Below are 13,218 nucleotides of genomic sequence, written 5' to 3' on the forward strand. Positions count from 1 at the left end.
AGAGCCGGCAAGTTGGTGCGGGCGGCCGGACTCGAACCGGCATGGGCTTGCGCCCGAGGGAGTTTAAGTCCCATGCGTCTACCATTTCGCCACGCCCGCACAGCCCTTGGCTAGCGCGCAGGACCGCGCGGGGCAAGGGGGCGGCTCAGCGCCCCTCGAAATGCGGCGCGCGTTTTTCCAGGAAGGCCATCACGCCTTCGCGGAAATCGCGGGTGGCGCCCAGCCCGCCCTGCAGCTGCGCTTCAAGTTCCAGTTGCTGCGACAGATCATTGCCATAGCCATCGCGCAGGGCCCGCTTCACCGCCCCGTAGGCCGCCGTCGGCCCCTTGGCCAGATGCGCGGCCCGGGCGCGCCAGTGATGTTCGAAATCGACATCGGCCACCGCTTCCCAGATCAGACCCCATTGCGCGGCCTGTTCGGCGCCGATCTTGTCGGCAAACAGCGCCAGCCCCATCGCCCGCGCAAATCCGACCTGACGCGGCAGCCAGTAGGTGCCGCCCGCATCCGGCATCAGCCCGATCCGGGTGAAGGCCTGCATGAAGGCCGCCGATTGCGCCGCGATCACCACATCCGCCGCCAGCGCAAGGTTCGCCCCCGCCCCCGCCGCCGCGCCATTGACCGCTGCGATCACCGGAATCGGGCATTCGTAGATCGCCTTCAGCATCGGTTCGTATTCGTCGCGCAGCACCCGCTCCAGATCCAGGCCCGCCGCCATCGCGCCATCCCCCAGATCCTGCCCCGAACAGAACGCCCGCCCTGCCCCGGTCAGCACGATCACCCGCGCCTCGCCCGCAGCGCGCTTCAACGCCTCCAGCAACTCGGCGCGCATCTGACTGCTGAGCGCGTTCATCACCTCGGGGCGATTGAGCGTAATCACCGCCATGCCTTCGGAAATTTCGTAGCGGATCGCCTGATACGGCATGGTTGGTTCCTCCCTGATGCATTCGCACCAGATTACCGCGCCTGCGCGGCGACGGAAGCAAAACCGTGCGTCACGCGAAACGCGGTGAGAGGATCAGTCGCCCATCAGTTCCTTGAGCCGCGCCTCTTCATCGGCGCTCAACCCCGCGACGGGGGTGTTCAGATCCCGCCTGCGGCTGCGCAGATAGATCAGCGCACCGCCAAGCGCGACGATCAGCGCCGCCGGCCCCAAATACCACAGCACCAGATTGGCGCCGGTCTTTTCCGGCTCGAACAGCACATATTCGCCGTAACGGTTGGTGATGTAGTCCAGCACCTCGCTGTCGCTGTCGCCCGCAACCAGCCGTTCGCGCACCAGAAGCCGCAGATCGCGCGACACTTCGGCATTCGATTCGTCGATATTCTCGCCCTGGCAGACCGGGCAGCGCAGCACCTGACTGATCGTGCGGGCGCGCGCTTCCATCGCCGGATCGGGCAATACCTCGTCGGGTTGCACGGCGAAGGCCGGGCCAAGCGGCAGCAGCAGCGCCGCGCACAGGATCAGATGTTTCAGCATGCTCTTACTCCGCAGGGGTGGCCACCGCCGGGGCAACCGCCTTGCGCGCCCCCGCGGCCACACGATAACGCCGGTCGGTCAGGCTCAGCAGACCGCCGAAGGCCATCAGCAGACAGCCCGCCCAGATCCAGTTCGCGAAGGGTTTGATATAGGTGCGCACCGCCCAGCCGCCGCCTTGTTGTGCGTCGCCGATCACCAGATAGATGTCACGCAGGAAACCGTTGTCGATGTCGGCCTCGGTCGTGGGCATCGCCTGCACCGGATAGGCGCGTTTCTCGGGGTGCAGCGTGGCGATCAGCTTGCCGTCACGGCGCACGCTCATCGTGCCGGTGTTGGACACATAGTTCGGCCCCTGCACTTCCTCGACCTTGTCGAGCGTGATCTCGTATCCCGCGACCTCGAAAGGCACGCCCACCTGGGCCACGCGAATATCCTCGACCTGCCCCGCCATCAACAATCCGATCCCGGCAAAGACGATGCCAAGCCCGGAATGCGCACAGGCCTTGCCCCAGTCGGCCCGCGGCAGGCGCGTCAGACGTGCGGGCGTGCGCCCGGCGCGCACCCACAGCTCGGCCATCGCGCCAAAGACCAGCCAGGCGCCCAGCCCCGAGGCCACCATAGCCAGCAGCGAACGCCCGGTTTCCAGCGTCCAGGCCAACCCCGCACAGGCCAGTGCCAGCACCAGCGCCGGCGCCAGCGGCCGCACCAGCGCCCCCAGCCGCGCGCGCTTCCACGGCATCATCGCGCCGATCGGCAGCAAGATCGCCAGTAGCACCATGAAGGGCGTGAAGGCCTTTTCAAAGAACGGCGCGCCGACCGACAGCTTGCGCCCCCACAGCATCTCGGCCACCAGCGGCCAGACGGTGCCGACGAAGACCACCAGCGCCGCCACCGCCAGCAGGATGTTGTTGATCACCAGCGCCGTCTCGCGCGAGACCATCGAAAACACGCCCTTGGCCTGCATCGACGCCGCGCGCGCCGTGAACAGCGTCAGCGCACCGCCCACGAAGAACGCCAGAATCGCCAGGATGAACACGCCGCGTTCGGGATCGTTGGCAAAGCTGTGCACCGAGGTGATGACGCCCGAGCGCACGATGAACGTGCCGATCAGCGAGAAACCGAAAGCCATGATCGCCAGCAGGATCGTCCAGCTTTTCAGCGCCTCGCGCTTTTCCACGACGATCGCGGAATGCAGCAGCGCCGCAGCCAGAAGCCAGGGCATGAAGGACGCGTTCTCGACCGGGTCCCAGAACCAGAACCCGCCCCAGCCCAGCTCGTAATAGGCCCACCACGACCCCAGCGCGATACCGATGGTCAGAAAGATCCAGGCGGCCAGCGTCCAGGGCCGGACCCAGCGGGCCCAGGCCGCATCGACGCGGCCCTCGATCAGCGCGGCCACGGCGAAGGAAAACGCCATCGAAAGCCCGACATAGCCGAGGTAAAGGAACGGCGGATGGAAGGCCAGACCGGGGTCTTGCAGCAGCGGGTTCAGGTCGCGCCCGTTGAACGGCGCCTCAGCCAGACGGGTAAACGGGTTCGAGGTGAACAGGATGAAGCCCAGGAAGGCCACGCCGATCCAGGCCTGCACGCTCAGCACCCGCGCCCGCAAGGTCGGCGGCAGGGCCTGCCCGAACCAGGCCGCCGCCGCGCCGAACAGCGACAGGATCAGCACCCACAACAGCATCGACCCCTCGTGGTTGCCCCACACCCCCGAGACCTTGTAAAGCATCGGCTTGTCGGTATGCGAATTCTCGTAGACCAGCTGCAACGAGAAATCCGAGGTGACAAAGGCATGTGTCACCGCCGCGAAGGACACCGCAATCAGCAGGAACTGCGCCGTCGCCGCGGGTTCCCCCACCGCCATCCAGCCACGCCAGCCTTTCTGGGCACCGATCAACGGCACGCTTGCCTGAACGATCGCCACGAAAAAGGCGAGGATCAGGGCAAAATGGCCAAGCTCTGCAATCATTGGGGGTCCTCCTGTTCGCGGCGCGATCATAGAGGGGGAAACGCCCCGGGCCAAGGTGGATGCGCGCCATTGTCGCGGGGGGCACGCGATGGTGATGCAAACGCCCGCCCTCACAGGCCGGAACGGGCAACCCGGCCTTCTTTCTGGCAAAAATATCCCGGGGGTGAATTTCCCGCAGGGAAAGAGGGGGCAGCGCCCCCTGCCCCGCCTGTTATGGCGCCCCGGCTACAGCCGTGCCGAGGGGCGGCGGCTCGACAGTTGCAGGTTGGTCTCTGACCGCAGCACGCCCTCGATCCGCCGGATCTGCAACAGGATCTCGTCCAGCTCGGGCAGGCTGCGCGTGCCCAGCTCGACGATCAGATCCCATTGGCCGTTGGTGGTGTGCACCGCCTGCACCGCGGGCAAGCCCAGCAGGCGCTGCACGATCCGTTCGGTGCCCCGGCCTTCGATGGTCAGCATCATCAGCCCGCGCACCGGCGCCGCGGTGACATCCGAGCGCGTCAGAACCGTGAAGCCCGAGATTTCGCCCCGGGTCATCAGCCGTTCGATCCGCGCCCGCACCGTGGCCCGCGAGAGGCCGAGCTGGGCAGCCAGATCCGACACCGCCGCCCGCCCGTCGCGGCGCAGGGCCGCGATCAGACGTTGATCGGTGTCATCCAGTCGCTCGGCCCGCGGCCCCTCGCCCCACATGGTTCAGCCCTTCGCGGCGAGGATCGACGCCTCGATGATGTCGAGCGCCTCTTCGAACACCGGCTCGGGGATCGTCAGCGGCGCCAGGAAGCGGATGACGTTGCCATAGACACCGCAGCTGAGCAGGATCAGCCCGCGGTCCAGCGCCTCGGCCAGCACGCGCTTGACGAACTCGGGGTTCGGCGTGGCGCTGCCCGCGACGTTGAACTCGACCGCGTTCATAAAGCCCGGGCCGCGGATCTCGGCGATTTCCGGCACGCTGTCGGCGATCGCCGCCAGACGCTGCTTCAGCCGCGCGCCCATGCGTTCGGCGCGGGCACACAGACCTTCTTCCTCGATCACGTCCAGCACGGCATGCGCCGCCGCCACACCCAGCGGGTTGCCCGCATAGGTGCCGCCCAGACCGCCGGGGTTCGGGCTGTCCATGATCTCGGCACGGCCGGTCACCGCCGAAATCGGCAGACCGCCGCCCAGCCCCTTGGCCATGGTGGTGATGTCGGCGGCCACGCCGTGATGTTCCATCGCGAACAGCTTGCCGGTGCGGGCAAAGCCGGTCTGCACCTCGTCGGCGATCATCACGATGCCATGCTGGTCGCAGACCTCGCGGATCTTCTGCATGAAGCCATCGGGCGCGGGCACGAAGCCGCCTTCGCCCTGCACCGGCTCCAGAATGATCGCGGCGACGCGGGTCGGCTCGATATCGGCCTTGAACAGACGGTCAAGCGCGGCAATCGCGTCATCCATCGACACGCCGTGCAGCGCGTTCGGATAGGGCAGGTGCCACACGTCGTTCATCATCGGGCCGAAGCCGGCCTTGTAGGGCTGCACCTTGCCGGTCATCGTCATGGTCATGAAGGTCCGGCCATGGAAGCCGCCCGCGAAGGCCACGACGCCCGCGCGGCTGGTGTAGTGGCGCGCGATCTTGATTGCGTTTTCAACGGCTTCGGCGCCGGTGGTGGTGAAGATCGTCTTCTTCGCGAAATCGCCCGGCACCTTGGCATTCAGCCGCTCGGCCAGTTCGACATAGTTTTCATAGGGCACGACCTGGTGGCAGGTGTGGGTGAAGCTGTCGAGCTGCTTCTTGACCGCCTCGATCACCTTGGGGTGGCGGTGCCCCGTGTTCACCACCGCGATCCCCGCCGCGAAGTCGATGTAACGGGTGCCGTTCTTGTCCCAGATCTCGGCATTTTCCGCGCGCGCGGCGTAGATCTGGGTGGACATGCCGACACCCTTGGCGATGGCGGTATTCTTGCGGGTGGTCAGCTCAGGCGAGGTTTGCACGGTCATGGGATGCTCCGATTCGAGATGCTTCACCATCGCACTTTGCATTTTTTCTGCAAGAAATTTCTTTACCCGGCGCGTGGCAAGATGCAGCCTGTCGGTATATGGCTGAAAATATGAGCGACTCACCCGAACCGATCCCGCAGGCAGAGCCCGAACCGCTGTTCCGGGTGACCGAAGCTGCGCGCGCGGCGGGTGTGGCGCCGTCGACCCTGCGCCTGTGGGAGACGCAGGGCCTGGTCAGCCCGGCCCGGCGTGCCTCGGGGCAGCGGCTCTATTCGGCGGCGGATGTCGCGCGGTTGCAGCGCGTGGCCTTCCTGCGCCGCGAAGCGGGTCTGAACCCGGCGGCGATCCGTGCCACACTGGAATCCGAGGGCACGACCCCGGCTGCCGAAGCCATCACCAACGAACCGCTGGGCGCCGCGCTGCGTCAGATCCGGCAGGCCCGGGGCGAGCGGCTGGACGATGTGGCGCTGGCGATGGGGATTTCGGCCTCGGCCCTGTCCACGCTGGAACGCACCGGCGCCGGCGTCAGCTTCAAGGTGCTGGCCGATCTGGCACAATATTACGGCACGACCGTCTCGCGGCTGTCAGGGCAGGACGAACCCGGGGGGGCGGTGGTGCGCGCAGGCGCCGCGAGGATCTGGCCGATGCCCGTCGAAGGCGTGCGCGTCGAGGTGCTGGCCGAGGGCCGCCGGCAGATGGACTGTCACCGTTTCATCCTGTCGCCCGGCGCCACCTCGCAGGGGGGCTATGACCACGAGGGCGAGGAATTCATCACCGTGCTTGAGGGGCGCTTCCGCATCACGCTGGATACCGACGAAATGCACGAGCTGGGCCCCGGCGATTCCATCTATTTCGAAAGCCGCCGTCCGCATGCCTGGGCCAATGCCGCCGATGGCCAGACCGTCCTGATCTGGGTCAACACGCCGCCCAGCTTCTGACACGCTTGCGTGAGGTGCGTTGCCCTGCCCCGCCCCCCGGCGCAAGGTGGCGCCAACCTGAAAGGATGCTTCATGCCTCGTCTGCCCCTTGTCGCCCTTGCCCTGCTGGCCCTGACCGCCTGCCGCGAGGAAAACACCGCGAACCCGCTGGCCGCGCTGCCGCTGGGGGAAGAATGGCGTGTGACGCAGATCGCCAAAACGCCGGTGCCCGCCGAGGTCAGCGTGACGGTCGCCCGCGCGCAAGAGGCGCTGCTGGCCGGGTCGTCGGGCTGCAACCGCTATAACGCGCGGATCGAACCGGCGGGTACGCGGTTGAAGATCGGCGCGCTGGCGGGCACGCGGATGATGTGCGCGCCCGAGGTGATGCGGGTCGAACAGGCCTTCCATTCGACCATCGGTCGGGTCGATGGCGTGCGGATTTCCGGCGACACGCTGGAACTGACGCAGGCCGGCGCCGTGCTGATCACGGCACGGAAATAGCCCCCACCGCCTCGACCACCGCCTCCATCGCGACATAGGTCGAGGTGGCGGCGACATGCGGCAGGGCGGAAATCTTCTCGCCCATCACCCGCCGATAATCGGCGATGTCGCGGGTGCGCACCTTCAGCAGATAATCGAAACCACCCGCGATCATGTGGCATTCCTCAACCTCGGGCAGGGCGCGCACCGCGCGGTTGAACGCCTTGAGCGCCGCCTCGCGGGTGTCTGACAGGCGCAGCTCGACAAAGGCCACATGCGCCAGACCCATGCGGATCGGGCTGAGCACCGCGCGATAGCCGATGATGACGCCCAGCTCCTCCAGCCGTTTCACCCGCGCCTGCACCGGGGTTTTCGTCAGCCCGACGCGGCGGGCGAGTTCGGCCATGCTCAGCCGCCCCTCATCGACCAGCTCGGCCAGAATCTTGCGGTCATAGCGGTCCAGCTCGGGAAGGTCGTTTGGCATGAATATTATCCATTCTTTGGTCGAATCGCCTGCCTTGTCGTGATAATCGGGCGAAACGCCGCGCAGGCCTGGCGTAATCTGGTGCAATCGCCCCAATCTGGCAAGGAGTTCCCAGATGCCCGCCCCCACGCTTGCCCAAATCGACGCGCAGACCCTGCAGCCCGAGGCGCCGCTGCTGCACCGCCTGATCGCCGAGGCGGCGCTGGATGCACCCACCCGCGCCCGCATCGCAGCGCGGGGCGCCGATCTGGTGCGCGCGATCCGCGCCGATGCCCGCCCCGGGTTGATGGAGGTGTTTCTGGCCGAATACGGGCTGTCGACCGACGAGGGCATCGCGCTGATGTGCCTGGCCGAGGCGCTGCTGCGCGTGCCCGACGCCGAGACGATGGATGCGCTGATCGAGGACAAGATCGCGCCCTCGGACTGGGGTCGGCATCTGGGGCAATCGGCCAGTTCGCTGGTCAATGCCTCGACATGGGCGCTGATGCTGACGGGTCGGGTGCTGGACCCGCGCGCGCCGGGCATGGCGGGCCATCTGCGCGCCGCAATCCGGCGGTTGGGAGAGCCGGTGATCCGCAAGGCGGTGGGCCGCGCGATGAAGGAAATGGGGCGCCAGTTCGTGCTGGGCGAAACCATTTCCGCCGCGATGACGCGCGCCGCGAAACGCGAGGCGCAGGGTTATTCCTACAGCTATGACATGCTGGGTGAAGCCGCGCGCACCGCCGCCGATGCGCAGCGGTATGAGGCCGCCTATGCCGCGGCGATCACCGCGATTTCGGCGCGCTGCAAACCGGGCGCGCTGCGCGACAACCCGGGCATTTCGGTGAAACTCTCGGCGCTGCATCCGCGCTATGAGGTGGCGCAAGAGGCCCGCGTGATGGCGGAACTCGTGCCCGTGGTCACCCGGCTGGCGCGGATGGCGGCGGCGGCCGACATGAGCTTCACCATCGACGCCGAGGAAGCCGACCGCCTGACCCTGTCGCTGCGGGTGATCGAGGCGGTGCTGGCTTGCCCCGATCTGGCCGGCTGGGACGGATTTGCGGTGGTGGTGCAGGCCTATGGGCGACGCGCTGGCGCGGTGATCGACTGGCTGCATGCGCTGGCCACGCGGCTGGATCGCAAGATCATGCTGCGGCTGGTCAAGGGCGCCTATTGGGATGCCGAGATCAAGCGCGCGCAGGTGTTGGGGCTGGCCGATTTCCCGGTGTTCACCCGCAAGCAGGCGACCGATGTCAGCTATATCGCGCTGGCGCGCAAGCTGCTGGGGATGAGCGACCGGATCTATCCGCAATTTGCCGGCCACAATGCCCATACCGTCGCCGCCATCCTGGAAATGGCGCCCGATCTGCGCGGTTTCGAATTCCAGCGCCTGCATGGCATGGGCGAGGCGCTGCACGATCTGGTGCTGCGGGGCAATGGCACGCGCTGCCGGATTTATGCGCCGGTGGGCGCACATCGCGACCTGCTGGCCTATCTGGTGCGGCGGCTGCTGGAAAACGGCGCCAATTCCAGCTTCGTCAACCAGATCGTCGATGAAACCGTGCCGCCCGAACTGGTGGCCGCCTGCCCCTTTGCCGCGATCGAGACCTGCGCGCAGATCGAAAACCCCGCGCTGGCGCGCCCAGTCGCGCTGTTCCCCGGGCGAGTCAATTCGCGCGGGTTCGACCTGACCGATGCCGGCACGCTGGCCATGATCGAGACCGCACGCGCCCCCTTCGCCACAGGCCTGCTGCCCGGGGCCGAACCGCTGCTGGCCGCGCCCTGTGCCCCCTGCCCGCCCGTGCCGGTGACCGACCCGGCCAGCGGCGCGCCGGTGGGCGAGGTGCGCATGGCCTCGGGCGTCGACGTCGCCGCAGCGCTGGATGCCGCGCGCCCTTGGGCCGCCGATGCCGCGACCCGCGCCGCCACGCTGGACCGCGCCGCCGATCTGTATGAGGAAAACTTCGGCCAGATCTTCGCGACACTGGCACGCGAGGCGGGCAAAAACCTGCCCGATGCGGTGGGTGAATTGCGCGAGGCGGTGGATTTCCTGCGCTACTATGCGGCGCAGGCCCCCGAGGCCGCCCAGCCGCGCGGCATTTTCACCTGCATCAGCCCGTGGAATTTCCCGCTGGCGATCTTCACCGGGCAGATCGCGGCGGCGCTGGCGGCGGGCAACGGCGTGCTGGCCAAGCCGGCCGAACAGACACCGCTGATCGCCACGCTGGCGGTGCGGCTGCTGCATCAGGCGGGCGTGCCCGCGACTGCGTTGCAATTGCTGCCGGGCGACGGGCCGACGGTGGGCGCCGCGCTGACCTCCGATCCGCGGGTCGCGGGCGTGGCCTTCACCGGCGCGACCGAGACCGCGCAGGCGATCCGCCGCGCGATGGCCGAACATCTGGACCCGGGCGCGCCGCTGATCGCGGAAACCGGCGGGCTGAATGCGATGGTGGTCGATTCCACCGCCCTGCCCGAACAGGCGGTGCGCGACATTCTGGCTTCGGCCTTCCAGTCGGCGGGCCAGCGCTGCTCGGCCCTGCGTTGCCTCTATCTGCAAGAAGATATCGCGCCGCATGTGATCGAGATGCTGATCGGCGCGATGGATGAATTGCGGCTGGGCACGCCTTGGGATCTGACCACCGATGTGGGCCCGGTGATCGACGCCGAGGCCTTCGGCAACATCGCCGACTATATCGCGGCAGCGGGCACAGAGGTGATCCACCAGATCGCGGCGCCGAAGGACGGCCTGTTCATCCCGCCCACCCTGATCCGCGTGCCGGGCATCGCCGCGCTCGGGCGCGAGATCTTCGGCCCCGTGCTGCATGTCGCGACCTTCGCCGCCGAGGATCTGGGCCAGGTGATCGCCGACATCAACGCCACCGGCTATGGCCTGACCTTCGGGTTGCACAGCCGGATCGACAGCCGCGTGCAGGCGGTGACAGAGGCGCTGCATGTCGGCAATATCTACGTCAACCGCAACCAGATCGGCGCGGTCGTGGGCGCGCAGCCCTTCGGCGGCGAGGGGCTGTCGGGCACCGGGCCAAAGGCGGGCGGTCCGGAATATCTGGTGCGTTTCGGCGCCACACCGCCGACACATGCCCCCGCCCCGCAGCGCAGCCTGCCCGGTCCCACCGGCGAATCGAACCGTCTGACGCTGCATCCGCGCGCGCCGATCCTGTGCCTTGGGCCGGGCGCCGAACAGGCCGCAGCACAGGCCGCCGCCGTGCAGGCGCTTGGCGGAACGGCCCGGCTGGCCCCGGATGCCGCGCCCGAAAGCCTGACCCAAAGTCAGGATTTTTCGGCCGCACTTTACTGGGGAGAAGCCGCGGCAGCCCGCGCCTATGCCTGTGCCCTGGCGGCACGGTCGGGTCCGATCCTGCCGCTGATTACCGGCCTGCCCGATGCCGCGCATTGCTTCCACGAACGCCATATCTGCATCGACACCACGGCTGCGGGCGGCAACGCCCAGCTGCTGGCCGGTGCAGGCAGCGCTTGACGCCCCGGCGCGGATCGGCACACTCGCGCCATGTTTCCAATCCGCGACCATAACCCGTCCAGCCGCACCCCCTATGTCACCTGGGGGATCATTGCGCTGAACGTCATCCTGTTCGTGCTGACCATGCCCGGCGTCGGCGGGATGGAGTCACTTTGGGCGGATTGGGCCCTGTATCCCGCCGCGATCACGCATGGCGCCTATCTGCAGGGGTTGGTGACGCATATGTTCCTGCATGCAGGCCTGCTGCATATCGCGGGCAACATGCTGTTTTTGTGGGTTTTTGGCGACAATCTGGAAGACCAGCTTGGGCACATCGGCTTTGCGCTGTTCTATCTGGCGGCGGGGCTGGCGGCGGCGGCGGCGCAGATCCTGACCGATCCGTCCAGCACGGTGCCCATGGTCGGCGCCTCGGGCGCGATCGCGGGCGTGATGGGCGGCTACATGCTGATGTTTCCGCGCGCGCGGGTCGATGTGCTACTGATCTTCATCGTGTTCTTCAAGGTTCTGCCGATCCCGGCCTGGGTCGTTCTGGGGATCTGGTTCGCATTGCAACTGCTGAACGGCACCACCGCGGGCATGGCTGACGGCGTGGCCTATTGGGCGCATGCGGGCGGCTTCGTCGCCGGACTGTTGCTGATGGTGCCGCACTGGCGGCGAATGGGCGGTGTGCTGTTCTGGGGCCAAACCCATGGCCGCCCGCCCCATCCCGAAATCGACTATTCCCGCTCTAATATCCCCGTCGTGCGCCGCCGCCGCCGCTAAGCCGCGTCCGCATCGCGCAGGATCATCTGCGCCGCGCGTTCGGCAATCATGATGGTGGGCGCATTGGTGTTGCCGCCAATCAGCGTGGGCATGACCGAGGCATCGACCACCCGCAGCCCCGCCACACCCCGCACCCGCAGCTGCGGATCGACCACGGCCAGATCGTCCTGCCCCATCCGGCAGGTGCCCACCGGGTGATAGATCGTGTCCGCGCGCGCGCGAATATCGGCCATCAGCCCCGCATCGCTGCCGTCGGGCGCATAAAGCCGCCGCCCGCGCCAGGGCGCAAGCGCGGGGGCCTCGGTGATCCGCTCCAGCAGGCGCGCGCCCTTGAACAGAAGATCGGCATCGCGCGGATCGGCCAGAAACCCCGGGTCAATCAGCGGCGCGGCGAACGGGTCCGTCCCCGCCAGCCGCACGGTGCCGCGCGACCAGGGCCGCAGCACGCAGATATGCGCCGACCAGCCATCGGCCAGATGCGGGCGGCGCATGTGCTGATCGACGATACCGACGACGAAATGGATCTGCAGGTCCGGCCGCGCAAGCCCGGGGTCAGAGCGCAGGAACGCGCCCCCCTCGGCCATGGGCGAGGCAAACAGCCCCTCGCCATGACGCCGCCAACCCGCCGCCGCCCGCGCCATCCGCAGCAGGCCACGCGGATTGAGCCCCACCACATCGCGCCGCGGCGAGGTGTAGCTGATCGTGTAATCCAGATGGTCGTGCAGATTGCCACCCACGCCCGGCAGATCGTGGCGCACCGGTATACCCAGATCGCGCAGGTGATCGGCCGGCCCCACCCCTGACAGCAACAACAACTGCGGCGAGCCGAAGGCCCCGCCCGACACGATCACCTCGCGCCGCGCTTCCAGCCGGATCTGCCGCCGCCCGCGCGCCACCAGCGCCCCGGTCGCGCGCCCGTCCGCAATCAGCACGCGCTCGGCCCGGGTGCGGGTCAGCACGGTCAGATTGGGGCGGTTCATCAGCGGATGCAGATAGGCCGCCGCCGCCGAACACCGCTCGCCCTTGCGCGGCCCGTCCCAGAATTGCGTGACCTGATAAAGCCCCGCGCCCTCTTGCTCGGCCCCGTTGAAATCGCCGTTAGGCGCGCAGCCCACCGCACCGCAGGCCTCGACAAAGGCGCGCGAAATCGGGCGCGGGCGGCGCTGATCGCCGACCTGCAGGGGCCCTGCCGCGCCATGCAGCGCATCCGCGCCGCACATGTTCCGCTCGGCCGCGATGAAATGCGGCAGGCAGCTGGCCCAGTCCCAGCCCTCGGCGCCCTGATCGGCCCAATCGTCGTAATCGGCAGGGTGACCGCGCACATACAGCATCGCATTGATCGCCGAACTGCCGCCCAGCCCGCGCCCGCGCGGCTGAAACCCGCGCCGCCCGTTCAGGCCCGGCTGCGGCACGGTGTGCAGCGCCCAATTGTGCACCGGCGGGCGCCCCGGCACCATCGCCGCCACCATCGCGGGCGCGCGCACCAGAATATCGCGCGCCTGATCGCCCGCCTCGACCAGGCACACCCGCACCCGCGCATCCGCGCTCAACCGTGCGGCCAGCACGGCCCCGGCGGAGCCCCCGCCCAGGATCACATAGTCGAAAATCATACGGCTCCCCCCGTTTGGGAGGAGCCTATCCGTTTTCCGCCACCCGCAAAGCGTGACGTGGTGTCAG

Annotated in this window: 11 protein-coding genes and 1 tRNA gene; 4 read left to right on the forward strand and 8 right to left on the reverse strand. The window is 68.0% G+C overall.

Annotated elements, in window-relative coordinates; translation table 11 throughout:
* Nucleotides 1–13: 13 nt before the first annotated feature.
* From P2G62_RS05290 to P2G62_RS05315, 6 genes are all read right to left on the reverse strand, one after another.
* A tRNA-Leu gene (locus P2G62_RS05290) sits at nt 14–99 on the reverse strand.
* A gap of 46 nt (nt 100–145) precedes the next feature.
* Nucleotides 146–922: an enoyl-CoA hydratase-related protein gene (locus P2G62_RS05295; protein WP_275733835.1), complete on the reverse strand. Its 777-nt coding sequence runs from the start codon at nt 920–922 to the stop codon at nt 146–148.
* Between the two features lie 93 nt (nt 923–1,015).
* On the reverse strand, nt 1,016–1,477 hold the full coding sequence (locus P2G62_RS05300) for a cytochrome c-type biogenesis protein (RefSeq protein WP_275733836.1): 462 nt from the start codon (nt 1,475–1,477) through the stop codon (nt 1,016–1,018).
* Nucleotides 1,478–1,481: 4 nt separating this feature from the next.
* Nucleotides 1,482–3,446, reverse strand: coding sequence for a heme lyase CcmF/NrfE family subunit (locus tag P2G62_RS05305; RefSeq protein ID WP_275733837.1), 1,965 nt, complete (start codon nt 3,444–3,446; stop codon nt 1,482–1,484).
* 225 nt (nt 3,447–3,671) lie between these two features.
* Complete coding sequence (locus P2G62_RS05310; RefSeq protein WP_275733838.1) at nt 3,672–4,136, reverse strand: Lrp/AsnC family transcriptional regulator; 465 nt, start codon at nt 4,134–4,136, stop codon at nt 3,672–3,674.
* A 3-nt stretch (nt 4,137–4,139) separates the two neighbouring features.
* The gene (locus P2G62_RS05315) at nt 4,140–5,423 is read right to left on the reverse strand and encodes a 4-aminobutyrate--2-oxoglutarate transaminase (protein WP_275733839.1); all 1,284 of its coding nucleotides are present in this window, start codon (nt 5,421–5,423) and stop codon (nt 4,140–4,142) included.
* Nucleotides 5,424–5,533: 110 nt separating this feature from the next.
* Between P2G62_RS05315 and P2G62_RS05320 the strand changes: the two genes are divergently transcribed.
* Nucleotides 5,534–6,361, forward strand: a complete 828-nt coding sequence (locus P2G62_RS05320) for a MerR family transcriptional regulator (protein ID WP_275733840.1) — start codon at nt 5,534–5,536, stop codon at nt 6,359–6,361.
* Nucleotides 6,362–6,433: 72 nt separating this feature from the next.
* On the forward strand, nt 6,434–6,841 hold the full coding sequence (locus P2G62_RS05325) for an META domain-containing protein (RefSeq protein WP_275733841.1): 408 nt from the start codon (nt 6,434–6,436) through the stop codon (nt 6,839–6,841).
* On the opposite strand, the gene P2G62_RS05330 is transcribed toward P2G62_RS05325, so the two are convergent.
* On the reverse strand, nt 6,825–7,304 hold the full coding sequence (locus tag P2G62_RS05330; protein WP_275733842.1) for an Lrp/AsnC ligand binding domain-containing protein: 480 nt from the start codon (nt 7,302–7,304) through the stop codon (nt 6,825–6,827). The genes P2G62_RS05325 and P2G62_RS05330 overlap by 17 nt on opposite strands.
* Before the next feature lie 115 nt (nt 7,305–7,419).
* On the opposite strand from P2G62_RS05330, the gene putA reads away from it, so the two are divergent.
* Entirely contained in the window at nt 7,420–10,779 is a 3,360-nt protein-coding gene (gene putA, locus P2G62_RS05335; RefSeq protein WP_275733843.1) for a bifunctional proline dehydrogenase/L-glutamate gamma-semialdehyde dehydrogenase PutA, read from the forward strand.
* A gap of 30 nt (nt 10,780–10,809) precedes the next feature.
* Nucleotides 10,810–11,541, forward strand: coding sequence for a rhomboid family intramembrane serine protease (locus tag P2G62_RS05340; protein WP_275733844.1), 732 nt, complete (start codon nt 10,810–10,812; stop codon nt 11,539–11,541).
* Here the strand turns inward: P2G62_RS05340 and P2G62_RS05345 are convergent.
* Nucleotides 11,538–13,151, reverse strand: a complete 1,614-nt coding sequence (locus P2G62_RS05345) for a GMC family oxidoreductase N-terminal domain-containing protein (protein WP_275733845.1) — start codon at nt 13,149–13,151, stop codon at nt 11,538–11,540. The genes P2G62_RS05340 and P2G62_RS05345 overlap by 4 nt on opposite strands.
* Nucleotides 13,152–13,218: the final 67 nt, after the last annotated feature.

It is taken from the genome of Paenirhodobacter sp. CAU 1674 (assembly GCF_029222945.1).
GTDB lineage: Bacteria > Pseudomonadota > Alphaproteobacteria > Rhodobacterales > Rhodobacteraceae > Rhodobacter.